Source organism: Salinibacterium amurskyense, assembly GCF_002797685.1.
In the GTDB taxonomy this organism is placed as follows: Bacteria; Actinomycetota; Actinomycetes; order Actinomycetales; family Microbacteriaceae; genus Rhodoglobus; species Rhodoglobus amurskyensis.
Genome location: NZ_PGFH01000001.1, coordinates 1,332,515 through 1,358,147, shown reverse-complemented (window position 1 = coordinate 1,358,147; position 25,633 = coordinate 1,332,515). Strand labels below are relative to the sequence as shown.

Annotated in this window: 21 protein-coding genes; 12 read left to right on the top strand and 9 right to left on the bottom strand. The window is 62.6% G+C overall.

The genetic code is table 11. From position 1 onward, the window contains the following. Positions 1-86: 86 nt before the first annotated feature. Positions 87-2,897 (bottom strand): Rne/Rng family ribonuclease, encoded by a 2,811-nt coding sequence (locus CLV85_RS06485; RefSeq protein WP_100388740.1) that lies wholly within the window; start codon positions 2,895-2,897, stop codon positions 87-89. Positions 2,898-3,225: 328 nt separating this feature from the next. Between CLV85_RS06485 and CLV85_RS06480 the strand changes: the two genes are divergently transcribed. Beyond that, positions 3,226-3,825 (top strand): vitamin K epoxide reductase family protein, encoded by a 600-nt coding sequence (locus CLV85_RS06480; protein WP_100388739.1) that lies wholly within the window; start codon positions 3,226-3,228, stop codon positions 3,823-3,825. Positions 3,826-4,000: 175 nt separating this feature from the next. Here CLV85_RS06480 and ndk read toward each other — a convergent pair whose 3' ends face one another. The 8 genes from ndk to CLV85_RS06440 form a co-directional block, all read right to left on the bottom strand. Continuing rightward, positions 4,001-4,417, bottom strand: coding sequence for a nucleoside-diphosphate kinase (ndk, locus tag CLV85_RS06475; RefSeq protein ID WP_009772535.1), 417 nt, complete (start codon positions 4,415-4,417; stop codon positions 4,001-4,003). Continuing rightward, entirely contained in the window at positions 4,414-4,815 is a 402-nt protein-coding gene (locus CLV85_RS06470; protein ID WP_100388738.1) for a DUF4233 domain-containing protein, read from the bottom strand. The genes ndk and CLV85_RS06470 overlap by 4 nt, the downstream gene beginning before the upstream one ends. Beyond that, positions 4,812-6,344 (bottom strand): bifunctional folylpolyglutamate synthase/dihydrofolate synthase, encoded by a 1,533-nt coding sequence (locus tag CLV85_RS06465; protein WP_189621818.1) that lies wholly within the window; start codon positions 6,342-6,344, stop codon positions 4,812-4,814. Before CLV85_RS06465 ends, CLV85_RS06470 begins: the two co-directional genes overlap by 4 nt. Beyond that, positions 6,337-9,627 carry an isoleucine--tRNA ligase gene (ileS, locus tag CLV85_RS06460; RefSeq protein ID WP_100388737.1) on the bottom strand — a complete coding sequence of 1,097 codons (3,291 nt, stop codon included), beginning with the start codon at positions 9,625-9,627 and terminating at the stop codon, positions 6,337-6,339. The genes CLV85_RS06465 and ileS overlap by 8 nt, the downstream gene beginning before the upstream one ends. A 247-nt stretch (positions 9,628-9,874) precedes the next feature. Next, a complete protein-coding gene (locus CLV85_RS06455; protein WP_147433354.1) occupies positions 9,875-10,447 on the bottom strand; it encodes a hypothetical protein in 573 nt (190 codons plus the stop codon). Between the two features lie 38 nt (positions 10,448-10,485). Then, positions 10,486-11,490 (bottom strand): DUF1648 domain-containing protein, encoded by a 1,005-nt coding sequence (locus tag CLV85_RS06450; protein WP_100388735.1) that lies wholly within the window; start codon positions 11,488-11,490, stop codon positions 10,486-10,488. Then, complete coding sequence (locus CLV85_RS06445) at positions 11,487-11,837, bottom strand: GntR family transcriptional regulator (RefSeq protein ID WP_100388734.1); 351 nt, start codon at positions 11,835-11,837, stop codon at positions 11,487-11,489. The genes CLV85_RS06450 and CLV85_RS06445 overlap by 4 nt, the downstream gene beginning before the upstream one ends. 61 nt (positions 11,838-11,898) lie before the next feature. Then, complete coding sequence (locus CLV85_RS06440; protein ID WP_100388733.1) at positions 11,899-13,155, bottom strand: cation:proton antiporter; 1,257 nt, start codon at positions 13,153-13,155, stop codon at positions 11,899-11,901. 158 nt (positions 13,156-13,313) lie between these two features. On the opposite strand from CLV85_RS06440, the gene CLV85_RS06435 reads away from it, so the two are divergent. From CLV85_RS06435 to CLV85_RS06385, 11 genes are all read left to right on the top strand, one after another. Continuing rightward, on the top strand, positions 13,314-14,438 hold the full coding sequence (locus tag CLV85_RS06435; protein WP_100388732.1) for a TDT family transporter: 1,125 nt from the start codon (positions 13,314-13,316) through the stop codon (positions 14,436-14,438). Between the two features lie 152 nt (positions 14,439-14,590). After that, positions 14,591-15,190: a biotin transporter BioY gene (locus CLV85_RS06430; protein ID WP_100388731.1), complete on the top strand. Its 600-nt coding sequence runs from the start codon at positions 14,591-14,593 to the stop codon at positions 15,188-15,190. Between the two features lie 148 nt (positions 15,191-15,338). After that, positions 15,339-16,973: an ABC transporter substrate-binding protein gene (locus CLV85_RS06425; RefSeq protein ID WP_100388730.1), complete on the top strand. Its 1,635-nt coding sequence runs from the start codon at positions 15,339-15,341 to the stop codon at positions 16,971-16,973. Between the two features lie 60 nt (positions 16,974-17,033). Next, positions 17,034-18,032, top strand: a complete 999-nt coding sequence (locus tag CLV85_RS06420; protein WP_100388729.1) for an ABC transporter permease — start codon at positions 17,034-17,036, stop codon at positions 18,030-18,032. Further along, entirely contained in the window at positions 18,029-18,910 is an 882-nt protein-coding gene (locus CLV85_RS06415) for an ABC transporter permease (RefSeq protein WP_100388728.1), read from the top strand. Before CLV85_RS06420 ends, CLV85_RS06415 begins: the two co-directional genes overlap by 4 nt. After that, entirely contained in the window at positions 18,907-20,625 is a 1,719-nt protein-coding gene (locus CLV85_RS06410) for a dipeptide ABC transporter ATP-binding protein (RefSeq protein WP_100388727.1), read from the top strand. Before CLV85_RS06415 ends, CLV85_RS06410 begins: the two co-directional genes overlap by 4 nt. A gap of 4 nt (positions 20,626-20,629) precedes the next feature. Then, positions 20,630-21,220, top strand: coding sequence for a TetR/AcrR family transcriptional regulator (locus CLV85_RS06405; RefSeq protein ID WP_100388726.1), 591 nt, complete (start codon positions 20,630-20,632; stop codon positions 21,218-21,220). Positions 21,221-21,357: 137 nt separating this feature from the next. Continuing rightward, positions 21,358-22,077, top strand: a complete 720-nt coding sequence (locus CLV85_RS06400; protein WP_100388725.1) for a hypothetical protein — start codon at positions 21,358-21,360, stop codon at positions 22,075-22,077. 137 nt (positions 22,078-22,214) lie between these two features. Then, complete coding sequence (gene valS / locus CLV85_RS06395) at positions 22,215-24,812, top strand: valine--tRNA ligase (protein ID WP_100388724.1); 2,598 nt, start codon at positions 22,215-22,217, stop codon at positions 24,810-24,812. 63 nt (positions 24,813-24,875) lie between these two features. Next, a complete protein-coding gene (locus CLV85_RS06390; RefSeq protein WP_100388723.1) occupies positions 24,876-25,355 on the top strand; it encodes a GNAT family N-acetyltransferase in 480 nt (159 codons plus the stop codon). Continuing rightward, positions 25,355-25,585: a hypothetical protein gene (locus tag CLV85_RS06385; protein WP_100388722.1), complete on the top strand. Its 231-nt coding sequence runs from the start codon at positions 25,355-25,357 to the stop codon at positions 25,583-25,585. The genes CLV85_RS06390 and CLV85_RS06385 overlap by 1 nt, the downstream gene beginning before the upstream one ends. Positions 25,586-25,633 lie beyond the last annotated feature (48 nt).

Here is a 25,633-nt window from a genome sequence, read left to right as displayed (position 1 = left end):
GATGCTCATCGACGCTCGCTGGCACAGTGGTGGTCACGGAATAACCTTACAAACTCGAAACTGTCACGGAGCCGAGAAGCGACGAGCTAGTTGTCGTCGCTGGGAGTTGCGTTGACGATCTTGCCCTGGCTGCTGGCGCGACGCGATCCGCGAGCACGGCCGTGGCCGGGCTGCTTGGGCTCGGGAAGAGCCTCAAGAACCGATCCCAGAATCTGCTCCGCGTCGTGCGTGCTTATTTTGGGAGCAGCCTTCTCAGTCTTCGTGATCGGGATGTCGAGAATCGCTACTGCAGGCTCGTCAGCGGGGGCCGCAGCAGCTGCTGGCTCCGCTGCATCCTGCGACGGCGATGCCGACTTGCTCGTCTGCTTGCCGCTCTTGCTGCGGCGCGACTTCTTCGGCTCAGGCGCCGAAGTGGTCGCGGCTTCTGCTGCGGGTGCGGCGCTCTTCGCTGCGGAATCGGCGGCCGGAGCATCCGTGCCGTTCTCCACTACGGGAACGACCGTGCTGGCAGCAACCCGGGCGAGGGCGTTACGAACGTCTTCGGTGATGGCGTGGGTACCGTTGCTGGCACCTGTTGCCGGAGTCGCGGCCGCCTTCGCGGAGCCGTTCGACTGCTGAGCGTTCGAACCTCCGTTGCCGTTGCCATTGCCATTGGAGCCGGAGTTGCCGGAACCGTTGTTGTTCGAGCCACCGGAGTTATTGTTACCGCCACGGTTACGACCACGGCGACCGCTGCCGGACTGTTCGTTTTGGGTCGGCTGCGAACGGTGCTTCGATACGGGGTCGTGGTGAACGATGACACCACGGCCAGCGCACACTTCACAGTTCTCGCTGAACGTTTCGAGCAGGCCGAGGCCGAGCTTCTTACGCGTCATCTGAACCAGACCGAGCGACGTAACTTCGGCAACCTGGTGCTTCGTGCGGTCACGGCTCAAGCACTCGACGAGGCGGCGCAACACGAGGTCGCGGTTGGATTCCAAAACCATGTCGATGAAGTCGACAACGATGATTCCACCGATGTCGCGCAGACGCAGCTGGCGAACGATCTCTTCAGCGGCCTCCACGTTGTTCTTCGTGACGGTCTCTTCGAGGTTTCCGCCGGAGCCGACGAACTTGCCCGTGTTGACGTCAACGACCGTCATCGCTTCGGTGCGGTCGATCACGAGCGAACCACCCGAGGGCAGCCAAACCTTGCGGTCAAGCGCCTTCTCGATCTGCTCGGAGACGCGGTACTCCTCGAAGGAGTCAACCGAGCTCTCGTGCGCCTGAAGGCGATCAACGAGGTCGGGCGCAACGGAACGAACGTAGCTTTCGATCGTCTTACGAGCGTCGGCACCTTCGATGACGAGCTTGTGGAAATCTTCGTTGAAGACATCGCGGATGATCTTGATGAGCAGATCGGGCTCGGAGTGCAGCAGCGCCGGAGCCTGTGCCTTCTCGACCTGAGTGCTGATGTCTGACCACTGCTCGGTGAGGCGGCTGACATCGAGGGTCAACTGCTCTTCAGTGGCACCCTCAGCTGCCGTACGCACGATAACGCCGACGTTCTCGGGCAGAACACCCTTGAGGATCTTCTTGAGACGCGAACGCTCGGTGTCGGGCAGCTTGCGGCTAATGCCACTCATTGAACCGTTCGGCACATAGACGAGGTAGCGGCCGGGCAAGGAAACCTGGCTCGTGAGTCGCGCACCCTTGTGACCTACGGGGTCTTTAGTGACCTGAACGAGCACGCGGTCGCCAGGCTTGAGCGCGAGCTCAATGCGACGAGCCTGCGGCTTGCCGTCAGCGGAGTTCTCCGCCGCGGCATCCCAGTCAACTTCACCCGAGTAGAGCACAGCGTTGCGGCCGCGCCCGATGTCAACGAACGCTGCTTCCATGCTCGGCAGAACGTTCTGAACACGACCGAGGTACACGTTGCCGATGAGGCTGGCGTCCTGCGCCTTAGCGACGTAGTGCTCCACGAGAACGCCGTCTTCAAGAACGGCAATCTGGATGCGGTCAAACTTTGAGCGGACCACCATAACGCGGTCAACGCTTTCACGGCGCGCGAGGAACTCGCTCTCGGTGACAACGGGACGACGACGACCAGCATCGCGACCATCACGGCGGCGCTGCTTCTTAGCCTCGAGGCGCGTTGACCCCTTGACACGAGTGGGTTCGTTGCTGGGCTCAGCCTGCTTGCGCGGCTGGCGTACCCGAACCACTGTGTTGGGCGACTCGTCGCCGGGACGAGCATCTTCGCCGGAACGACGACGCGAACGACGACGCACGTTGCCGGCCTCATCGTTGTTGCCGTTGTCGTTGTCGCGGCTGTCGCGGTTGTCGCGGTTGTCACTATTGCGGTTATCGCCGTTGGAACCGTTGTCGTTGCGCGAACGAGGTGCGCGCTCCGGAAGATCGGGAAGGTCAGGGGCCTGGAAGAGCAGCGACGTGGTCGACGTCGGAGTCAATGCAGCGGCGGGAGCCTTAGTGGCCTTGGCAGCCTTGGCGTCATCCGTCGACTTCTTGGGCGCGGTGCTCTTACGCGAACGCGAGCGAGCAGGTGCTTCAGAATCAGACTTCTTGTCGGCCTTCGCTGCGGAAGCAGCGGAAGAGTCGGATGCCGCAGCATCCGCCTTCATGCCCGTAACGGCATCCGGAACTTCGAGACCGAGGTGCTGGCTCGCAGTCTTCGCGGCGGGACGCTGCGTCGACTTGGCTGCGCGAGGTTCGCGCGCCGCGGCGGGAGCCTCTGCAGCTGCCGGTGTGGCGGCCGGAGCCTCCACAACCGCGGGAGTCTCAACCTGAGGCGTCTGCGCCACAGGCTTCTCTACCGCTGCCTTGGATGAGGGAAGAATACGGCCAAACAGGCCCTTCTTCTTCGGAACTTCTTTCGACTTATCGCTTTCATTCACCATTGCTGGTGTACTCCTAGCCCTCGTAGGCGACCGCGCCACCTACCGGGTACTCTCTCGTGCGCTATTCCCCCACCAAACCTATGGTTCAGGAACCGCTACTAATTCTTCAGGTCCTGCAACGGGCCCGTGGCTCGCGTTGCAGTTGTGCTCTCTCACAGCACTTCGAAACTGGCTATTCGACTCACGCAACTAGCGTTGCGCAACTGGTCCGGTCGCTATGCCCGGGAAGACTTCTTGGTGTCGTTCCGAGCGCGGCTCGGAATAACTACGGTTCATTATCGCACGCATTCTCAGAATGTGAGCTGGGCGCGCGTGCGATAATCCCTCCATGACTGCTTCCGGGGTTCGCAACAGGCCCATCGCCCTCGCCATTTTCATGATTTTTGCCGGGCTGATTGGTCTCTGGGCGTCTTTCGAACTAATGATCGAGAAGATTCATACGCTCGAAAATCCCGGCGTCGATCTCAGTTGCGACTTCAGCCTCGTAGTGCAGTGCGCCGCGAACCTGGGATCCCAGCAAGGCGCCGTTCTCGGCTTCCCCAACCCCATCATCGGGCTCATCGCTTTCATGGCCCCCGTAGTCGTCGGCGCAGCGATTCTTGCCGGTGCCCGCTTCAATAGCTGGTTCTGGGTGGTCTTCAACCTGGGGATTGCAGGAGCTTTCGCCTTTATTCTCTGGCTGGCATATCAGAGCATTTTCAACCTCGGCACGCTGTGCGTCTGGTGCATGACCGTGTGGTCGGTGACCATTCCGCTGTTCTGGGCAGTGACCCTGCGTAACTTCAAGGTCGGTGCGATCCCGGCGCCGAAGCGCATTCGAAAGGCCGCGGGTGCAGCGTACAGCTGGGTTCCCGTCATCGCGATCGTCGGGTACATCATCATTGCCGTTGTCGCCCAGGTACGACTCGACGTGCTGGCCTACCTCTAGAACGTATTCCCTGGCGGGAACGCAGCGTTCGAATAGAACGCCGCGGTCAACGCGACTACTGGCGCCGAGCCGGAAACAAACCGCTTTAACGCACCAACGGCGAGAGTCTGACCAAAGTCAGGCTCACGCCGTTGTTCTGCGGGGAGCGGTTGAGTCGCTCACTCGCGGAATGGTTTTAGGCGAACCAGAGCGCGAGTTCACGAGCGGCCGACTCGGGCGAGTCGCTGCCGTGAACGAGGTTTTGCTGAACAGCGAGGCCCCAGTCGCGGCCAAGGTCGCCACGGATGGTTCCCGGAGCTGCCGTGGTGGGGTCGGTGGTGCCGGCGAGCGAGCGGAATCCCTCGATGGCACGGTTGCCAGCGATGCGCAGCGCGACCGTCGGGCCCGACTGCATGAAGTCGAGAAGCGGCTCGTAGAAGGGCTTGCCTTCGTGCTCGGCGTAGTGCTGCGACAGAAGGTCAACATCTGCCTGCACGAGTCGAACGTCAACGAGCTGGTAGCCCTTTGCTTCGATGCGGCGAAGGATTTCACCGGTCAGGTTGCGAGCAACGCCGTCGGGCTTGATCAGTACAAGGGTCTCTTCGATGTTCATTGTGTCTCCTCAGAGGGGGTGGTCATGGACTGGGTACTAAGAATTTCGGCTTTTGCACGGTCGATTTGCTGCCCCTTGATGAAGCAGAACACCCAAATGGCGGCGAAACCGGCACCCACCACGAACATGGGGGTGAGGATGAAGCCGAGCGCAATGAGCCCAACCTGCAGCGCCCAACCGACAGCCATCGCACCGGGACGGTGCAGCATGCGAGCCAAGGCTACGAACACAAGGATGAGAACTGCTCCCCCAATAAAGGCGGGAGCGGGCTGCAACGCTTTGAGCCCGAAGGCGGTGAGAGCGACGAAGAAAATCAACGTGGCGTCGAGCACCAACACGATGCTCAGCAGCAGCTCGGTTACTGACCGCTTGCGGCGAACCTTGGGCTCCGCGGTCATGGCTTCCAGCCTTCCGCCTTCGCCAAGGCGAGAGCCTCGCCGACGAGCGTGATTGAGCCGGTCACGACAACCGCGCGGCGTTCGTTCTCCCCTGCCCAACTGCGAGCAAGCTCGATCGCCTCCGCGAAGGTGTCGAAGTCGGTGGTCTCATCGGTAAAGGTGCGTACGGTCTCGACGAGTTCTTCGGGAGCAATTGCTCTCTCCGACTCCGACGTGGTGACGTAGAAGCGGTTGGCGATCGGGGCGAGGGCACCGACGATTCCGGCAGCATCCTTGTCGTCGAGTACCGCGATCACGAAGGCGATGTCTTCGAAGGTGAAGTATTCCTTGAGCGCGGCGGCGAGAGCAGCAGCACCGTGAGGGTTGTGAGCGGCATCCACAATGACCGTCGGCTCAGCACCAATTACCTGGAGGCGACCAGGCGACGTGACGGTCGCCAGCCCTTCGGCAAGAACATCGTGAACGAGAGCCTGCGTGCCCGCGCCCAAGAACGACTCGACGGCCGCGATGGCGAGGGCGGCGTTGTGCCCCTGGAACTCGCCAAACAGCGGCATGAAGAGATCGGAGTAGGTGCCAGCGATTCCGCGAACGGTGATGAGCTGGCCGCCGACGGCAACATCACTACTGACGAGCTCGAAGGCATCGCCTTCCACGCCCATCGTGGATTCAGTAAGGTCAGCAGCACGCTCAAGCTCGATCTGAGCATCCGCGGTCTGCAGCGCAGACACGATCGCCGCAGCTGGCTTGATAATGCCCGCCTTCGTGCGAGCGATCTCGGAGATCGTCGAACCCAAGCGGTGCGTGTGGTCGAGGGCAATCGGGCTGAACACCGCGACCTGGCCATCGGCGACGTTCGTGGAATCCCACTCGCCGCCCATACCGACCTCAAGAATGGCGACGTCGACGGGCGCCTCGGCGAAGCTCGCAAACGCGAGCACCGTGAGCGCCTCGAAGTACGTCAAAGCTTCTTCGCCCTTAGCGAGCAACTCGGCATCGACCATCAGCAGGAACGGGCGGATGTCAGCCCAGTTCTCGGCCAAAGCCCGGTTAGAAATGGGGCGGCCATCAATCACGATGCGCTCGTTGACGCGCACAAGGTGCGGACTCGTCATAAGCCCCGTACGCAGCCCGTAGGCGCGCAAGATGCTCTCGGTGATGCGGCTTGTGCTCGTCTTGCCGTTCGTACCGGTGATGTGAATCACGGGATAGGTGCGCTGCGGGTCGCCGATGAGTTCCACGGCACGACGAGTGGCTTCGAGCCGCGGCTGAGGCGCCTGCTCCCCCACTCGCGCGAGAAGTTCTTCGAAGACGTTCTCTGCATCCGACTGATACTCGGAGTCTTCGAGTTCGAAGTCCGAATCGTCGTCGATATTGGTGCCCTCGAAACCGTCGGCGAAGGGGCTCAGATCGGCGAGAGGGTGATCCGGGCCGAGCTCGGCGCGTTCTTCGTCCGTCAACTCCACCTCAATGGGGTCGCCGTTTTCGTCGAATTGGCCGTCGTTGCCGAGTTCATCATCGCGGTCAGACATTGGTCGTTCCCATCTTGGTGATATCGATCACCAGCGCGCCAGTATTGGCGTACTTTCCTGCCGCCAGTTGCGTGCGGTGCACTTCTAGTGTGCCCTCTTCGAGTTCGTTCGCGAAGGCCTGAACGACGGATTCCGCTGCAAGCGTTTCTGACGCAATCATCGCGCTGTGGAACGCGATTGCTTCGTGATCGGCGGCATCGAGCGCACCGATGGTGAGCGCGATACGGTCGCTGACGTCGAAGCCGGCAGCCTTGCGAGCATCCTGAATGGCACGGATGACGTCGCGAGCGAGCCCCTCGGCCGACAGTTCCGGCGTGAGCTGGGTGTCGATGATCACGAAACCGCCATCAGAGAGGAACGCGATCGCGCTTGCTTCATCGGCGGCCTCCATCTGGAGTTCGTACTCGCCAGCTTCAAGCGGCATGCCGTCAACGGAGACACCCTCGGCAGTGGTTTCCCAGTTGCCGGCCTTGGCCTCCTTGATGACCTGCTGCACTTGCTTGCCCACGCGCGGGCCGAGGGCACGAGCGTTGACCGTGAGCTTCTTGGTGATGCCGAAGCTGTCAAGCGATCCCTCTTCGAGAAGTTCGAACTTGACCGCCTTGACGTTGAGTTCGTCACGCAGGATGTCGCTGAAGGGCGCGAGAGCCGACGGCACGGCACTGACGACGGTGAGCGATGCCAACGGCAGACGCACGCGCAGGCTGCGGGCCTTGCGCAGAGCGAGCCCACTGGAGGCAATCTCGCGAACGCGGTCCATCGAAGCCACGAGGTCGTGATCGGCGGGGAACGCCGAAGCATCGGGCCAGTCGGTGAGGTGAACGCTGCGCTCACCCGTAAGGCCGCGCCACATCTCTTCCGAGACGAGCGGAAGCAGCGGGGCAGCAACGCGCGCCACCGTCTCGAGCACCGTGAAGAGGGTGTCGAAGGCATCCGTGTCGTCGCCGCTCCAGAAGCGGTCGCGGCTGCGACGCACGTACCAGTTGGTCAGAACGTCGGCGAAGTCGCGGAGCTTGGCCGCGGCCATCGGGCTGTCGAGCGCATCAAGTTCAGCGGTGACATCCTCGATCAGTTCACGCGTCTTAGCCAGCAAGTAGCGGTCAAGAACGTTTTCGGAGTCTGTGCGCCACTGAGCCTCGTAATTGTCGGCCGCGTTGGCATACAGGGTGAAGAAGTAGTACGTGCTCCACAGCGGAAGAAGAACCTGACGAACACCATCGCGGATGCCCTCTTCGGTAACCATGAGGTTTCCGCCACGGATCACCGAGCTCGACATCAGGAACCAGCGCATCGCGTCAGCGCCGTCACGCTCGAACACCTCGGAGACGTCCGGGTAGTTACGCAGGCTCTTCGACATCTTCTGGCCGTCGTTGCCGAGCACGATGCCGTGGCTGATGACGTTCGAGAATGCCGGGCGATCGAACAACGCCGTGGAGAGCGTGTGCAAGGTGTAGAACCAGCCACGGGTCTGACCGATGTACTCCACGATGAAGTCGGCCGGGCTGTGGCTGTCGAACCACTCCTGGTTCTCAAAGGGGTAGTGAACCTGAGCGAAGGGCATCGAGCCCGAATCGAACCAGACGTCGAGCACGTCTTCGATGCGGCGCATCGTCGACTGACCGCTCGGGTCGTCGGGGTTGGGGCGTGTCAGCTCATCGATAAACGGGCGGTGCAGGTCGGGCTCGCCATCGTGATTGAGAGGCAAGCGACCGAAGTCTGCTTCGATCTCGGCAAGCGAGCCGTAAACATCCACGCGGGGGAAGTCGGGGTTGTTGCTCTTCCAGATCGGGATCGGCGAACCCCAGTAACGGTTACGGCTGATCGACCAGTCGCGGGCATTGCCCACCCACTTGCCAAACTGGCCCTCCTTGACGTTCTCGGGAACCCAGTTGATCTCCTGGTTGAGCTCGCTCATGCGGTCGCGGAACTCGGGAACCTTCACGAACCAGCTCGAGACAGCCTTGTAAATCAAGGGGTTGCGGCAGCGCCAGCAGTGCGGGTACGAGTGCTCGTAGCTGGCGACCTTGAGCAGGCGGCCCTCTTCGCGCAGCAACTTCGTGAGTGGCTTGTTGGCATCGAAGACCTGCATACCGGCGACCGGTGCGACCGACGACAAGAACTTGCCGCCGTCGTCGACCGAGATGACAACGGGGATGCCCGCAGCAGCACAGACGTTTTGGTCATCTTCACCGTAGGCGGGCGCCTGATGCACGATGCCGGTACCTTCACCCGTGGCGACGTAGTCGGCGACCAGGAACTGCCACGCATTTTCGGTGCCGTACGTTTCGGCATCCGCGTAGAAGTCCCAGAGACGGTCGTAGCGAACGCCCTCGAGTTCGGCACCCTTGAGCGTGCGCGAGATGGCAGCAACGGCTTCTTCCGCTGTCTCGTAGCCGAGTTCTTTTGCGTACGCCGCGATGGTGTCGGCGGCGAGCAAAAACTGCGCCGCTCCTTCTTCGGATCCGTCGCCAGCACCGAGGGGGCCAGACGGCAGCACTGCGTAATCGATGTCGGGGCCGACAGCGAGCGCAAGGTTGGTGGGCAGAGTCCACGGAGTGGTCGTCCAGGCGAGAGCCTTCACGCCGGTAAGGCCGAGGCTTTCGGCCTTCACGCCGTCGAGCGGGAAGGTGACCGTGACGGTCTGGTCTTGACGCATCTTGTAGACGTCGTCATCCATGCGCAGTTCGTGGTTGGAGAGTGGAGTCTCGTCGTTCCAGCAGTACGGCAGCACCCTGAAGCCTTCGTACGCGAGGTTTTTCTGGTGCAGTTGCTTGAACGCCCAGATGACGCTCTCCATGAAGCCCACGTCAAGCGTCTTGTAGTCGTTCTCGAAGTCGACCCAACGTGCCATGCGCGTCACATACTCTTGCCATTCACCGGTGTACTTGAGCACCGATTCGCGAGCAGCGGCATTGAACGTGTCGATGCCCATCTCTTCGATCTGGCTCTTCTCGGTGATGCCGAGCTGGCGCATTGCCTCGAGCTCAGCGGGCAATCCGTGAGTGTCCCAGCCGAAGCGGCGGTGCACTTGCTTGCCTCGCATGGTTTGGAAGCGCGGAAAGAGGTCTTTGGCGTAGCCGGTCAGCAGGTGACCGTAGTGCGGGAGGCCGTTGGCGAAAGGAGGGCCGTCGTAGAAGACCCACTCATCGGCGCCTTCACGCTGGTCAATGGATGCCTGAAAAGTGTCGTCGGATTTCCAGTATGAGAGCACCTGCTCTTCGATCGCCGGAAACTTCGGTGACGGCGCGACGGAATCGTCTGAGCTGTGGCGGGGATACGACATGAGGCTCCAGTGGTACGTGGGTGCGAATAATCTGCACGAGGACGACCTCACGGCCGCGGTACCACCCCGCTTGTGCACCCGGAGGCACACCACTCGTATCGCTGTAACGGGCTTACCCGTTCGGTTCTACCGCCGCCCGCTCCCCCGCCGAAGCTGAAGTTGAGACGATTTCTTCCGAACGCTCCCCGGTGATAGCCGGTTCATAGCGTGTGCGTCAATGATACGCGAGTTAGCTGACCGTGGAGCGCTATTTCTTGGCGACCGTGGCGAGCGCTTCGGCGGCGGCTTCAGCGTCACGCACGGAGAGGACGAAACACTTCCCGTTCGTTTGATTGACTTCGATAGCGGGGCCGTCAAACAGCACAAGCCCACTCCGGCCACCGAATCCCCAAACTAGCCCAAGTCGTCCGAAACCGTTCCACGTGTCGTAATCGACGACTTCAACAGTGGTGATTTTCTCGCGCCGAATCGTGATCAATGGCCAGCCGAACGTTGAGCGCACCCGCAATGCGTCGCGATCGATCACGATTTTTATCGTGAGAGTGCTGGTGAACGGGATCATCAAGACGCTCAGCAAACTCACCATCGCAAGGCCCATAAGCAACCGGGTTGTGAGCGAGAGGACGTGAATACCCGGCATGAACAACAAGACCAACAGAAACACGACAACGACGACTAGACCTATCCCCACCCAGTGAACCCAAGAACCTTCGACGCGCGAGTAAAACACGTGCGTCGGCTCGCGAAGCATCGGCGACTTCACTTTCTGCAGAGCTGGCGGAGAATCGCTGCTGTGCCGACCTTTCGGTGGCTGAGACATGTGGCTCCTGTAAGCAGTTGAGTCGAATGTTCGGAGCGCTATTTCTTGGCGACCGTGGCGAGCGCTTCAGCGGCGAGTTGAGCATCGTGCATCGTGACGATGAACCGCTTGCCGTTGGTGCGCGTTACCTCGAGGGCTTCGCCTTTGGAAAGCACGATGCCGCTGCGGCCATCCGGAGCCCAACGCCAGCCGTAGCCGCCGAATTCGCCGATTGGGTTCACCTCGACCGTCGCGACCGAGGCGATCTGGTCGGGAGCAATCGTGGCGCGGGGAAAGCCGAAGGCGGAGCGAACCTTCAGCCCACGCTGATCGATGGTCACGCGCCACGACAGCGTGCTCACGGCGAGCGCCATCACGACGAGTCCGATGACTGCGGGGAGCAAGAGCTCGGCGGGGTTGCTCACCGCCTGCACGCCCAAGGCAATTCCGAGCGCTAGGAGCGCAACGGCGACGACCACAAGCACACCGGCGCCCACGCGAGTAGTGCTGGAGAAGTGAACGCGCTGCGTTGTGGTGCCGGCGATCGGCTTCGCCGCGACGGGTGTCGACTGGATGCGTTCGGACGCTGGCAGCATGAGCCAGGCGAACACCGCCACTACAAAGGCGATGGGGAACGCGGCGAGCGCGATTCCGCCGATTGCCGGAGCGTTCTCGGCATTGTCGAGTCCACGCTGAACGGCGAGTGAGCCGGCCGCGGTCACGCTCAGAGAGATGGAAAGGAACACGGATGCCGCCACCATGATTTTGTGCGCCCAGAGCATGCCGCCGTTAGGGCCGCCCTTCCAACTCCCGAACGCGGCGAGCGCGGCGAAGACGAGAGTCAGCAAGAGCGGGAGCGCGATGACGCTTCCCACCGTGGAGTAGCCATCGGGCCCGGAGGTTCCCCAGTGCGATGCGACGGGGTTCGGAAGCTCGGGGACCCACAGTGCCATGACGAAGGCCGCGGCCATAGTGATGAGCAGTGGGATCACCACGCCGATCACGATGATGAGGCGACGGTTGCGCGTGAGTTGGGGCGCAACGTTCTCGGCAGGAAGGGTCATTTGTATTCCTCTCGGATGAGGGCGGTCAGTGCAGCTAGGGAAACGTTCTGGGTGCGGGCTTCGGCCACGATCGCGGTGATGCCATCGGCCAGGGTGTCGTAACTGTGGGCGGTGGCCGCGATGATCGCTCCCCGGCCCCGGCGAAGTTCGATGAAGCCTTCGTCACGCAGCTCTTGATAGGCGCGCAACACGGTGTGCATGTTGACGCCGAGCGAGCTGGCCAGCTCACGTGCACTAGGGAGCCTCTCCCCTGCCGTGACCGACTTATCGATGACCGATTGGCGGATGCTCGCCGCGAGTTGCTCGAACAGTGGCGTCTCTGACGCGGGATCGACTCGAACTAGCATGACTCCACTTTAGTTGTTCTAGTTGGACTAGCACAAGTGCACTTTGCTTTTGCGTCGAAAATCATCGGAACCGACGACGTGCGGGCATCTCCTGCACATGCTTCAACTCAGCGGCGGATGCCGGCGCCGAACTCAGACGGTGTGCCAAGCGAGAAGTCCACGGGCTTGCCGTCGCGCCGTGCGCAAAGACGCTGACGAGGATCGTCCACACCGCCACCGAGAAGACGGTGTCGGCCACGGATCCACTCAACTCATCGAACACGAGCAGCGCGAACAAAATCGAGGCGAGCCCTCGCGGCCCGAACCAACCGATGAAGAGCCGTGTCTCAAAGCGGGTTCCGGACCAGGCCAGCGCCAAGAGAACAGGCACCATGCGCACCACCGTCAGCGACAGCACCACGTAGAGCGCGATCTGCCACGTGAGCGAGGTGAGGATCGGTGCTGCAAGTACCGCACCGAACACCAAGAAAGTGATCGAGCTGAGCAGCTCTCCCTCGTCTTCAGTGAAGTCTTGAACATCCTCACAGTGGTCGCGGGCCACCGCGCTGAACGCAAGACCGGCGACGAACGCAGCAATGAAGCCGTTGCCCCCTAGGGCGCCGGCACTCGCATAGGCCGTGACCGCGATCGCGATGGTAGCCAACTGGCGGTAAATGCCATCGACCCAGCCCGCCCGTGCAGCTCGGCTCAGCAACCACCCGCCGACGACACCAACGAGCCCGCCGAACAGAATTCCGAAGCCAATCTGCTGCGCCGCGAAGAGGCCCCAGCTCTCTCCCGAAGCGGCTCCGGTTTCCGTGGCGGCAATAGCCAGAAAGACCGTCACAACCGGAACCATGATTCCGTCGTTCAGGCCACTCTCCACGTTGAGGGCCTGCCGAATGCGAACCGGCAACCGCTTATCGCTGACAACCGCTTGGCCGAGCGCAGCATCCGTCGGCGCCAAGATCGCGGCAATGAGAGCGGCCTCCATGAAGGTGAGCTCACCAAAGAGAGCCCACGCGGCAACCGCTCCGAGCACAATCGTGAGCGGCAGGCCGATACCCAACAAGCGCAGCGGAAGAAAGATCTGCGTGCGCAACGCTCGTAAATCGATGCGTACGGCATCCGTAAAGAGCACTAAGACGAGAGTGGCCTCAACAAGGATCGAAACGACCTCGCTCTTGAGATCAAGTTGAAACCACTGCGCGCCCACAATGCCCAGCAGGATGCCCGCCGCGGTGAACACCATCGGCGCGGTAACGGGAGACAGCGCCAGCTTGCGCGACACCATCGCGAAGGCGAACACCACGAGGGCAACGATCACGAGTTCGGTCATGAATCCTCCACTACACGACGAGGCGCGGCATATCCCGTAGCCGCGCACAACTGCCGCGCAGCACCGGGGTGGCTCAAGGTTACGGGAATGCGGCACCAATACCTGCGGTTGCACCGGTGGGCCGAACCCGTCGCGCCTCCGACTTTCAGAAACGACTCATGAGCAGCCAGATCCCTCGCCGCCGCGTATTGCTGCGCGACCTCAGCAGCCCCCGCGATGTGATCTCCCACATCAGCCCTAACTGGTTTGCCTCGGTGATGGGCACGGGCATCGTCGCGAACGCTGCCGCCGTGCTCCCCCTGATCTCCCCGCAACTGCACGTGTTTGCGAGCACTGTCTGGGTGATTGCGACCGTCTTGCTCCTCGGGCTGGTCGCCGCGAGCGCAGCGCACTGGATCGCCCACCGTGAGGTTGCGCTTTCGCACCACCGGCATCCGGCGATGGTTCATTTCTATGGGGCTCCACCGCTGGCAATTCTCACTATCGGCGCCGGTGCATTGCTCTTCGGCCCCGACATCATGGGAGCGGATGCTGCGCTCATCGTTGCGCTTGTGCTGTGGTCGATCGGCACTGTGCTGGGCCTCGCGACCGCCGTGGTTGTGCCGTTCTTGACCTTCACGTCGACCTCGATCACGGATCAATCGCCGTTCGGAGGCTGGATCATGCCCGTGGTCCCTCCCCTGGTCTCGGCAGCAGCCGGTGCGCCTCTCATCCCGTTCTTGCCTGAGGGCGAGGTACGGCTCACGATGCTGATCGCCTGCTACGCAATGTTTGGACTCAGCATGATCGCCACCGCGGTCATCCTTCCACTGATCTGGGGTCGGCTAGCGCGACACAACATCGGCAACTCGGCGGCAGTGCCAACTCTCTGGATTGTGCTTGGCCCGCTCGGCCAGTCGATTACGGCAGCCGTTGTTCTTGGCGTGGTTGCACCCTACGCAGTGTCGGCTGAGCTCGCCGAGGCTCTCCATTTCTTCGGCTTCATCTACGGCGTTCCCACCCTCGGGTTTGCTCTGCTCTGGACAGCGCTAGCGATTGCCATGACCGTGCATACCGCGCGCCGCGGTCTGCCGTTCAGCCTCACGTGGTGGTCATTCACATTCCCTGTCGGCAACATGGTTGTCGCCTTGAGCGCACTCGCCGCAGCGACCGGGTCCACTGTGCTCCAAGTTATGGCGCTACTGAGTTTCGTGGCGTTAGTGGGCGCTTGGGTACTCGTCGCTGTGCGCACCTTTGCGGGAAGCGTGATTCGCGGAACGTTGTTCTTGGCGCCGGCAGCGTGAGAATCGCAATTGTTACGCATCGCACAAATCTGAGCAGGTTTGTTAGCACGAGGCGCACACCCATGTCCGCGAACTATGACTAGGGTTATTCAGGCACCCGCCTATTCAGGCAGGGCTCTTCACAGTTCGCAGACAAAGGAAAGGAGCGTCGCGTGTCGACTCTCACTTTGACCCTCGGCCGGCCCACGCTCGCCGACACCGTCTTTTCTCGTAGCCTCGCCACTGACATCACGCTCGTTGCCGCCGGCGCCGCCCTGACTGCTGTGATGGCCCAAGTTGTTGTGCCGCTGTACCCCGTGCCGATCACCGGCCAGACGCTCGCTGTACTGCTCGTAGGTGCCTCGCTTGGCGCAACTCGCGGAGCGATCTCGATGGCGCTGTACGCGCTGCTCGGTGTGGTCGGGCTCCCCGTCTTCAGCGAAGCTTCTTCTGGCATCAGCGTTCTTGCTGGCACCACCGGCGGCTACATCATCGGCTTCATCGTCGCTGCTGCCTTTACCGGATGGCTCGCCCAACGCGATTGGGACAAGAAGTTCCTCGGCGCCGCGCTGTCCTTCCTCGGCGGCACCGTCGTCACCTTCGCCTTCGGTCTCACGTGGCTCGCCATTGTGACCGGCGGAACGCTCGAGCAGGTTCTGGCCTGGGGTCTCTACCCCTTCATCATCGGTGGACTCATCAAGGCGGGCATCGCCGCCGCTGTGATCCCCACCACGTGGAAGATCGCCACCAAGTTCTCGCGCAAGCAGGACTAACGCTCGCTCTTTTAGCTTCACCAACCGGGTCGGTTTTGCTCAGGCAAACCGGCCCGGTTTTTTGCTCAGTTGGACTTAATGTACTCAGTTCAACAATAATTGAGTGTCTCGCACCCGAGCAGCATTTCTCCCTCACAAAAGGATCCCCGTGAACGCACCCCGCATCCTGTTACTCCCCCTCTCGATCGCGGCCGGCGCCGCGTTGCTTGCCGGCTGCACGGCAGCAACCGAACCTGCTGCTGAGCCCGTAGACGGCGGCACGCTCGTCTACGCAACGGGTGATGCCGAGCCTGGCTGCCTCGACCCGCACGTCGGCGGCAACTACCCGCAGGGACTCATCAGCACCCAGTACCTCGAGTCATTGGTCTCGAAGGACAGTGACGGCGAGATCATCCCGTGGCTCGCCACCGACTGGACCGAGAGCGAAGACGGACTCACGTGGGACTTCACGCTGCGTGACGACGTGAACTTCACCGACGGCACCCCCTTTGATGCTGAAGCCGTCAAGGCGAACATCGAGCACCTGAAAGACCCCGACACGGCCTCCTCCACCGGCTACCTCGCCGTCGGCAAGATCGACGGCATCGAAGCCGTCGCCGCCGACCAGGTACGTTTCACCCTGTCAGCGCCCGACAGCGCGCTACTCGAATCGTTCTCGCAGCCGTGGGTGAGCATCCAGTCCCCCACCGCGCTTGAGCGCGACCAGGCCACCAATTGCGAGAGCCCTGTGGGAACCGGCCCCTTCATCGTGACCGATTGGGTCAAGCAGCAGTCGGTCACCCTCGAACGCAACGAGGACTACAACTCGGCGCCCGCTGACGCTGAGCACACCGGTGCGGCCCGTCTCGACGCTATTGAGTGGCGCTTCATTCCGGATGCCGCCACCCGCTACGCCGCCCTCCAGTCGGGCGACGTTGACGTGATCGATAACGCGCAGCCCAACAACATCTCGTCCGCCGCCGACGTGGCCACCATCGAGGAGCTCGATGCGCCGCGCCCCGGCGCCGCCAACCGTATCGAACTGAACTCGGGCAAGGCACCGTTTGACGACATCCGCGTACGCGAGGCCTTCATCCGATCGGTGGATGTCAACCCCGGAATCGACAGCCTGTTCTTTGGAACGGCAGAGCGTTCGTACTCGGTGCTCTCGAGCGTCGAAGGTGCAGGAATCTCGACCCCTGACGTGTTCACCACCGACCCGGAGGCCGCGAAGACCCTGCTCGACGAAGCCGGCTGGGACACGATCGATTCCGACGGGTATCGCACGAAAGACGGCGAGCGCCTGAGCCTCACGTTCCCGATCAGCACGAACCAGTCGATCCCCGCTGAGCAGTCACTGTTTGAGCAGATCCAGGCCTCAGCGAAAGACGTTGGTTTTGAGGTCATCCTGCAGCCGACGGATCTGTCGTCCTGGTACGGCGCTCTGTTCACGAACGAATACAACCTCGTGAGCGCTCCGTACACGAAGGTCGGCGCTGACGTGCTGCGCATTCTGTACCACTCCGATTCGATCATTCCGGCTCCGAGCGGCTACTACGCGAACCTGGCCCAGCTGAGCGACCCCACCCTCGATGCCCTCCTTACGACGGCCAGCGAGACTTCGGATGCCAGCGAGCGCCAAGAACTGTATGCCGAGGCTCAGTCGATCATTGTTGACGGTTTCTATGTTCTGCCCCTGTATGACCAGCAGAACCACTACCTCTACAGCACCAGCGTCGAGGGATTCCGGGCGTTGCCCCCCGTAGCAGCACCAACGTTCTACGATGCGTGGTTGAGTAACTAACACGACGAAGTATCCGGTCGTCGACACACCCACTCAGCCCACCACCAAGGAACGCCCTCTGTGACGGTTTCGACTGACGCTCCTGCAGTAGCAAGTGTCTCCACCCCAGCGACGCGATTGCGGTCGCTGGGGTGGGTCGCGCGCCGGGTGGGCGGCGGGGCGTTTGTTCTGTGGGCTGTCGCAACCGTTATTTTCTTTGCGCTGCGGTTGATTCCGGGCGATCCGGTCGATGCGATTCTTGGTGGTCCCGGCTCGCAAGCGTCCGCCGAAGCCGTGGCCCAAATTCGCGCCGACTATGGCCTCGACCAGCCGCTGATCGTTCAGTATTTTCTGGCGATGGGCAAGCTCGCGGTCGCCGACTTCGGCACGTCGTACGCCCTCAAGGTGGCGGTGGCTCCCTATGTGCTGACGCAACTCTGGTCAACGCTCGTGCTCACACTTGCCTCGCTCGTAGTGGCGTGGCTGGGCGCTCTTGGCCTTACCTTGGCGACGAGCGGTCGCGGACGCGTCTCGCGGGCAGTCGGCTCGGGACTCGAATTGCTGGCGGCTGCCGTTCCCCACTTCTGGTTGGCGTCGCTGCTCATCATTCTGCTGAGCAATACGTTGCACTGGCTTCCCCCGATTAGCGTCCCTGGCCCCCTCGGTCTTGTTCTGCCCGTGCTCACCCTTGCTCTGCCCCTCACCGGCTTCCTCGGCCAGGTCATGCGCGAGTCCTTGGCCAACGCCTACGAGCAGCCCTTCGTGCTCTCGGCCCGGGCTCGCGGCGAAAGCGAATGGGGAGTGCGCCTTCGTCACGTGCTGCGCCACGCGGCTCTTCCCGGCATCTCCCTCTCCGGCTGGGCCTTCGGCTCACTCCTGAGCGGTGCCGTTGTTGTCGAGACGATCTTTGCGCGGCCAGGCCTCGGCAGAACCCTCCTCAGTGCCGTCACCATCCGCGACATCCCCGTCGTCACCGCCGTCGCGCTGCTCTCTGCGTTGACCTTCATCATCGTGACAGTCGCAACGGATGTCGTCGACCGCATCGTCGACCCTCGCGTGACGGAGGTGGCATCACGATGACCGAAATCTTGGCTGGCCGGCTCTCGCAGCCTGCGGGGCGCGCTCCCGGCATCCGGGGCCGCTACGGGTGGCTTCGCAACACGGGCGTCATGATAGCTCTCGCCGTGCTTGCACTTATTCTGACTGCTGCTCTCGCACCGCAGCTCATGACGACCGCTGACCCGGATGCCGTTGCCCCTGCCGAAGCGTTCCAGTCACCATCGGCTGCCCACTTCTTCGGCACCGACGAGTCCGGTCGCGATGTCTACACCCGCGTCGTTTTCGGCGCCGGAAACTCCCTCCTCATCGGAACCGCCGCCACCACGGTCGGGCTCGGCCTTGCGCTCGTTCTCGGGCTCCTAGGCGGGCTCGGCAGCAGACTCGGCGACTTCGTCAGCACCCGCATCGTCGAGGTCATGTTTGCTCTTCCCGGCCTGCTGCTCGCGCTCGTGTTCATCGCGATCGCCGGGCCCGGAGTGGTCACCTCGACCGTGGCGGTGGGTCTCTCGACCGCGCCCGGCTATGCGCGCATCATCCGCAGCCAACTGCGCAGCGTTCGCAACGCCAGTTACGTGGAGGCCGCAACAGTGCTCAGCCATTCGCGGGCGCGAATCGTGTGGCAACACATTCTGCCCGGCGCACTCTCGCCGATCTTTGTGCTCGGCACTCTCGGTGTTGGTCAAGCCATTGTCTGGGCGTCGTCGCTCGGCTTCCTCGGCCTCGGCGTCGCCCCGCCTGCCGCCGAATGGGGCGCGATGCTCTCCAGCGGCCGCACCTACATCGACGTCGCCTGGTGGCTCACGGTCTTCCCCGGTCTCGCCATCGTCGCGACCGCCGCATCGTTCACCGTGCTCGGGCGCGCCCTCAACGCCCGCACCCGCCAGGAGGCCCGCGGATGACCGCCACCCCGCTCCTGCGCGTGAGCAACCTCAGCGTGCACTTCGACCGCGCCGCCCGCCCGGCCGTCGATGGCGTGAGCTTCGAGGTCGCCGCCGGCGAATGCCTCGCCATTGTCGGAGAGTCGGGTTCGGGCAAGAGCGTCACGGCCCGTTCCCTGCTCGGGCTTGCGCCCGCCGGAGCCCACGTGAGCTTCAGCGAGTTGAGTCTGGCGGGAGAGAGCCTTCCGGCACCCGGTGCTCGACGGTGGCGAAGCATTCGCGGAGCATCCATTGGGCTGGTGTTGCAAGATGCGCTCGTGTCGCTCGACCCATTGCGACCCGTCGGGCGTGAGATCGATGATGTGCTGCGGCTACACACCACACTCAGCCAACGCGAGCGGCAGGCCCGTGTGCTGGAACTGCTGGATGCCGTGGGCATTCCCGATCCGGCACTGCGAGCACGCCAACGTTCGGGCGAGCTCTCGGGCGGACTGCGCCAACGCGCCCTTATCGCTGCCGGAATCGCGGCAGGCCCTGCCCTCATCATCGCCGACGAGCCCACGACCGCTCTCGACGTCACGGTCCAAGCTCGCGTGCTCGACTTGCTGTCGTCTCTGCGTGACCGCGGCACGGCCATGATCCTCATCACCCACGATCTGGCAGTGGTGTCACGCGTTGCTGATCGCGTTGCCGTCATGAGCGAAGGCCGCATCGTGGAGACGGGTGAGACAAACGCCCTGCTGCGAGCGCCGACAGCACTGCCGACACAACAGTTGCTCGCCGCGATCCCCGTGGATGTTCCGCGCGGCGTTCCGCTGACATTGCCGGCGGACACCAAGCCCGATCTCAGAACTGTCGTTGAGGCTTCCCCAGAACCTGTCGCGGTCGCAGCCCCGGTCGCCGGCACCGTTTCTGCCGTGACGACGTCGAATCACGCCACGACCGCGGCGAGCGCCGATTCCGCAGCACCTCCCGCCCTCGAACTCCGGTCCGTCTCTCGCCGCTACCCGACACCCCACGGCGCCCCCATTCAGGCGCTCGACGCGGTCTCCCTCTCCCTTACCGCCGGAACGACACTCGGCTTAGTCGGCCAGTCCGGCTCGGGCAAGACCACGATCGCGCGCATCGCGCTGGGGCTCGAGACCGCAGACAGCGGCGAAGTGCTGCTGGCCGGCCACGAGTGGGGTTCGCTGAGTGCTCGCGAGCGCCGCCCGCTTCGTCCCGCCCTGGGCGCGATTTACCAGGATGCCTTGAGCTCGTTCGATCCACGGCTGAGCGTCGAGCGCATCCTGAACGATGCCCTCAGCGCGCGAGCATCCGACACTCGCCGTTCATTGACGACAACGGCCGAACTTCTCGACGCGGTGGGTTTGCCGCCGGCGCTCAAGAACCGTCGTCCGCTGCATTTGTCGGGCGGCCAACGCCAGCGGGTAGCCATTGCGCGTGCTCTCGCCCCGGGCCCGCAGACGATTCTGTGCGACGAGCCGGTGTCGTCTCTGGATGTTTCGACTCAGGCCCGCGTGCTGAATCTGCTCGACGAACTGCAGCGCCACCTTCACCTCAGCTACCTCTTTATCTCGCACGACCTCGGAGTGATTCGCCACATGAGCGACCGCGTAGCCGTGATCACCGAGGGCCGCATTGTGGAGACAGGCGAGACAGATGAAATCTTCACGAACCCTCGGCATCCGTACACGCAGTCTCTTCTGTCTGCCCTGCCGCGAGTGAGAGGATGATCGCGTGACACCTTCCCGCTCTGCCACTCGTGGTCGCCCGCCCGCTGCCTCTCGCGAACTCCTCCAAGAGTCTGCCTTCGAGCTGTTTATCGAGAACGGTTACACCGGCACCACGGTCGACCAGATCGCCACCCGTGCGGGCGTCAGCCGCAACACGTTCTTCAACTATTTCGACGCTAAGGGCGAAGTCTTCTGGGTCGAGCTGGATGCCGCTACCGAGCGACTGAAGGCAGCGTTGGCTGAGCAGCCGGCGCCGCCTGCCGACGCGAGCCACGCCATCCGTGCAGCCATGCTTGCCGCTGTCGCACCGTTGGAGTCGCAGCATGTTCCGTTCATTCTCACGCAGTATGACTTGATCGGTAGTGCGGCGGAATTGCAGGCGTCGGCCATGAGCCGTTTCGCGACGCAGGCCCGACTATTGACGGGGTTCGCCCAGCGTCACGGTGCTGAGCCAGCTGCTGCTCGCGCGCAGGCCTATGCCCTGATCGCGTGTGTTGTCGCGGCCGCGCAAGAGTGGGCGCAGGCGGGACCACAACGGGGTCGCCTCGAGCCATTCGTCGAACGCGCCTTCGCCTCAGCACTCACCGCCCGCTAGCGCGGTCTTCGCGGAAGGCACCTCGGCGCTCCCCCACCCCCGCGCTTGTTGAGTAGCTCTCGACATGGGCAGGCTACGGGTTTAGGCTTCTGCCACGCTGGACTGCTTGCATGATCCCCCCATCTTGGAGCGATGCCATGAGTAACGACCAACCGACCGAACGTTTCGATGCTCAGAGCGGCGATGCTCCCACCAAACGCTTCGAGGCGCAGAGCGGTGACACTCCCACGGAGCGCTTCGAGCCTGCTGGAGGCGGTACTGCCGGCGGCGGTGCTGCCGGCGGAACAACGCCGCCCGGGTCGGGTAAGCCGCCCTTGCCTCTTTCGGAGCCGGAGGGTAAGTCACGCACCCTGCTGATCATTCTGACGATTGTGGGCGGGTTGCTTCTCATTGCTCTCGTCATTGCCTTGACGCTGATGGCGATACGAGGCTCAGGCGACTCCGTGCCGGTGGCGACGTCGCCGACTCCGTCGGTCAGCGAGAGTGAGAGCCCTTCTCCCGAGCCGAGTGAGAGCGAGGCTGAAGAGCCAGCCCCGGAGGCCGAGCCGACCACTGCTCCGCCGCCGCCAGCCGCGAGCCCGTCATTCGCCACGTTCAGTGCCCCGGAAAGCGCGATGTGTACGTCGGCAAACCCCACGAGCCAGCTCACCTTCTCCTGGAGCAGCGCGGATGCCGTACGTGCGTGGATCGGCGTACGAACGACGAATGCGAAGGCTGAGCCCTTCGAAGAGGTGCCCACGACGGCGACCTACACGATCGATTATCAGTGCAGCAATGACTCCGAGGTGTACACCGTCACCCTCGAGGATTCTGCGGGCACACTCACCCATAAGTCGGTGACGGTCACCAAGAATTAGTTCCCGCGGCAGTCTCCGTTCCAGCTCGCCGCAGCGTTCTCGTTCGGCCTGCCTCCTTCGGTTACGATGGGGAGCACCACTCACACTCAGGCACCTCTTCTTTGACTCGGTGCCGCACATATCGAACCGGAGAAATAATGTCGTCGAGCGTTCCCGAAAAGCCCGCCCTAGAAGGCCTCGAAGGCAAATGGGCTCCCGTCTGGGAGAACGAAGGTACGTACCGGTTCGATCGCCAGAAGGCGCTCACCGATGGTTCTGACTGCGTATTCTCGGTCGATACTCCCCCGCCAACGGCATCCGGAAGCCTGCACATTGGCCACGTCTTCAGCTACACCCACATGGACCTGGTCACTCGCTTCCAGCGCATGCGTGGCAAGGAGATCTTCTACCCGATGGGGTGGGATGACAATGGTCTGCCCACTGAGCGTCGGGTTCAGAACTATTACGGCGTACGCTGCGACCCCACGCTCCCCTACGACGAGGGTTTTGAGCCTCCGCAGCAGGGTGGCGAAGGCAAGTCGACGAAGGCTGCAGCCCAGCTACCGATCTCGCGTCGCAACTTCGTTGAGCTGTGCGAGACGTTGACGGCCGAAGACGAAAAGCAGTTCGAAGACCTCTGGCGCCAGCTCGGATTGAGCGTTGATTGGAACCTCACCTACCGCACCATTGGCGATGACGCTCAGCGTGCCGCCCAGCGTGCGTTCCTGCGCAACCTTGAGCGCGGCGAGGCTTACCAGGCGGATGCTCCCACCCTGTGGGACATCACGTTCCGCACTGCCGTTGCGCAGGCCGAGCTCGAAGACAAAGAGCAGCCTGCCGCGTACCACCGCTTGGCTTTCCATAAGGCGGATGGCGAGGACATCCACATCGAGACGACGCGCCCCGAGCTTTTGCCTGCCTGTGTTGCTCTCGTGGCTCACCCCGACGATGAGCGTTACAAGCACCTCTTCGGCACGATGGTAAAGACGCCGATCTTTGGCGTTGAGGTTCCGATTCTTGCCCACCACCTTGCTCAGCAAGACAAGGGTTCGGGAATCGCCATGATTTGTACGTTCGGTGACGTCACTGACGTTGTCTGGTGGCGCGAGCTTGACCTACCGAACCGCACCATCATCGGCGCCGACGGCCGCATCATCGCTGACGCTCCCGATGTCATCGTGGGCGACGCCGCTCAGTCTGCCTACGCTGAGCTCGCGGGCAAGACGGTCTTCAGCGCGAAGGCCGCCATGGTCGAGCTCTTGAAGGCCTCCGGCGAAATGATCGGTGACGCTAAGCCGATCCAGCACCAGGTCAAGTTCTTCGAAAAGGGCGACAAGCCCCTCGAGATCATTTCCACGCGCCAGTGGTACATCAGCAATGGTGCGCGCGACGAGAAGCTGCGCAGCCGCCTTCTTGACGCTGGCCAGCAGATCAACTTCACCCCCGACCACATGCGCGTTCGCTACGACAACTGGGTTGGTGGCCTCACGGGCGACTGGCTCATTTCGCGCCAGCGCTTCTTCGGCGTTCCGATTCCCGTCTGGTACGAGCTCGACGCCGAGGGCGAAAAGGGTTCGCCCATCGTTCCGAGTGAAGACTCGTTGCCGATCGATCCTTCGTCGGATACCGCTCCCGGCTACACGGAAGACCAGCGTGGCGTTCCCGGAGGCTTCGAGGGCGAACTCGACATCATGGACACGTGGGCCACCTCGTCGTTGACCCCGCAGATTGCCGGTGGTTGGGAGACCGACCCCGAGCTGTTCGATGTGGTCTTCCCCTACTCGCTGCGCAGCCAGGGCCAAGACATCATTCGCACGTGGTTGTTCTCGACCGCTCTGCGTTCGGAACTCGAGCACGGAACGGTGCCGTGGAAGAACGCCGGCATCTCCGGCTTCATCGTTGACCCCGACCGCAAGAAGATGTCCAAGTCCAAGGGCAACGTTGTAACGCCCAAGGGCATGCTCGATGACCACGGTTCGGATGCCGTTCGCTACTGGGCAGCATCCAGCCGCCTCGGAACCGACGCGGCCTTTGACCCGCAGAACCCGAAGCAGATCAAGATCGGTCGCCGACTCGCGATCAAGGTCTTGAACGCGTCGAAGTTCGTTTACTCGTTCCCGGCTCCCGCTGCTGCGGCAACGGATTCCGGTGCGGTAGTTACCGAGGCTCTCGATCTGGAGATGCTCGCTGAGCTCGCTTCGGTTGTCGACCAGGCCACCACAGCGCTGGAGAACTTCGATCACGCCAAGGCGCTCGAGGTCACCGAGAAGTTCTTCTGGACCTTCTGCGACGACTACCTCGAACTCGTCAAGGAGCGCGCCTACGGCGCAGGAACCCCCGGAGCCCAAGCGAGCGCGAACCGTGCCCTGCACACCGCGATCGACGTGTTCCTGCGCCTCTTCGCACCGTACCTGCCGTTCGCTACCGAAGAGGTCTGGCGTTGGACGCACAACACCTCGGTTCACTCGGCATCGTGGCCCACCGCCGACGAGCTCGGCGTCACCGCTGAGCCGAGTGGTCTGTTCCACGCGGTCAGCCAGGCACTCATCACGATCCGCCGTGCCAAGACCGACGCGAAGGCATCACAAAAGACGGAAGTAACCTCGGCCACCCTCGCAGGGCCAGCGCTGATTGCTGCCGCTATTGACGACCTGAAGGCTGTTGGCCGCATCCACGATCTGACGATTGTGGAAGCCGATGACATCGAGGTTCGCGACATCGTTTTGGTTGAAGCTGCACCTGAGGCTTCTGCCTAAAGGTCTGCTGAGGGTTCGGCGCCGGCGCGGCGTCGAACCCCAAAACCGCGTATTGTTGAATAAATGACGAATTCAGAGAAGCCTTCGTACACAGTTCGCGACATTCAGCACGACGATTTTGACCAGTGGAAAGCACACTTCGTAAAGTACGGAGTGTTCTACGACACTGAGTTCACCGATGAAATCGTTCAGGGCGTTTGGGAATGGCTCATGGATGACTCGGCACAGCTCAACGCTGTTGTTGCCGTGGCCCCCGAAGGCCGCCCCACTCCTGGTGCAGTAGCCGCTTTTGGCCTGTACCGCCGCCTGCCCGACACTTTCACCGCCTCCTGGGGCTGGTTCATGGATGACCTGTACGTCGACCCCGAGCACCGCGGTGCCGGAGTTGCCGGAACGATCATCGACGACATCGCTGCTCGTGCGGCAGAAGATGGCGGCGGAAAGCTCCGCTGGATCACCAACAAGGAAAACGACAGCGCTAAGGCTCTCTACGACAAGGTCGCTGACCGCACGTCGTGGATCCTGTACGAAAAGAACGTTTAATGCAGCTCGGCACTCGATGGCCGGTCGGCGGCGACGTACCCGAACGCCTCGGCGCAGCAATGCGCGAGGCGATCGCTGGTGTTGAAGCGGATGTCGCCCACCTCGATACAAGCGCGTGGCGTTGGACGCTCACGTGGCTTGAATCGCGTCCTGTTGCCGAACTCGACGACGGCACCGTCGTGCGCCAACGCGCCGACGGCACCGTCACCGTCGAAGAACCCGTTTCGTAAGGCACCTTCCACACGGCTCTTCTGCAGAACCCGGTAGGCCGCCGGTGA

What these genes read in the sequence shown, in the direction of transcription:
- CLV85_RS06485 (WP_100388740.1), bottom strand. Translation starts at nt 2,897, where the DNA reads ATGGTGAATGAAAGCGATAAGTCGAAAGAAGTTCCGAAGAAGAAGGGC.
- CLV85_RS06480 (WP_100388739.1), top strand. Translation starts at nt 3,226, where the DNA reads ATGACTGCTTCCGGGGTTCGCAACAGGCCCATCGCCCTCGCCATTTTC.
- ndk (WP_009772535.1), bottom strand. Translation starts at nt 4,417, where the DNA reads ATGAACATCGAAGAGACCCTTGTACTGATCAAGCCCGACGGCGTTGCT.
- CLV85_RS06470 (WP_100388738.1), bottom strand. Translation starts at nt 4,815, where the DNA reads ATGACCGCGGAGCCCAAGGTTCGCCGCAAGCGGTCAGTAACCGAGCTG.
- CLV85_RS06465 (WP_189621818.1), bottom strand. Translation starts at nt 6,344, where the DNA reads ATGTCTGACCGCGATGATGAACTCGGCAACGACGGCCAATTCGACGAA.
- ileS (WP_100388737.1), bottom strand. Translation starts at nt 9,627, where the DNA reads ATGTCGTATCCCCGCCACAGCTCAGACGATTCCGTCGCGCCGTCACCG.
- CLV85_RS06455 (WP_147433354.1), bottom strand. Translation starts at nt 10,447, where the DNA reads ATGTCTCAGCCACCGAAAGGTCGGCACAGCAGCGATTCTCCGCCAGCT.
- CLV85_RS06450 (WP_100388735.1), bottom strand. Translation starts at nt 11,490, where the DNA reads ATGACCCTTCCTGCCGAGAACGTTGCGCCCCAACTCACGCGCAACCGT.
- CLV85_RS06445 (WP_100388734.1), bottom strand. Translation starts at nt 11,837, where the DNA reads ATGCTAGTTCGAGTCGATCCCGCGTCAGAGACGCCACTGTTCGAGCAA.
- CLV85_RS06440 (WP_100388733.1), bottom strand. Translation starts at nt 13,155, where the DNA reads ATGACCGAACTCGTGATCGTTGCCCTCGTGGTGTTCGCCTTCGCGATG.
- CLV85_RS06435 (WP_100388732.1), top strand. Translation starts at nt 13,314, where the DNA reads ATGAGCAGCCAGATCCCTCGCCGCCGCGTATTGCTGCGCGACCTCAGC.
- CLV85_RS06415 (WP_100388728.1), top strand. Translation starts at nt 18,029, where the DNA reads ATGACCGAAATCTTGGCTGGCCGGCTCTCGCAGCCTGCGGGGCGCGCT.
- CLV85_RS06410 (WP_100388727.1), top strand. Translation starts at nt 18,907, where the DNA reads ATGACCGCCACCCCGCTCCTGCGCGTGAGCAACCTCAGCGTGCACTTC.
- CLV85_RS06400 (WP_100388725.1), top strand. Translation starts at nt 21,358, where the DNA reads ATGAGTAACGACCAACCGACCGAACGTTTCGATGCTCAGAGCGGCGAT.
- valS (WP_100388724.1), top strand. Translation starts at nt 22,215, where the DNA reads ATGTCGTCGAGCGTTCCCGAAAAGCCCGCCCTAGAAGGCCTCGAAGGC.
- CLV85_RS06390 (WP_100388723.1), top strand. Translation starts at nt 24,876, where the DNA reads ATGACGAATTCAGAGAAGCCTTCGTACACAGTTCGCGACATTCAGCAC.
- CLV85_RS06385 (WP_100388722.1), top strand. Translation starts at nt 25,355, where the DNA reads ATGCAGCTCGGCACTCGATGGCCGGTCGGCGGCGACGTACCCGAACGC.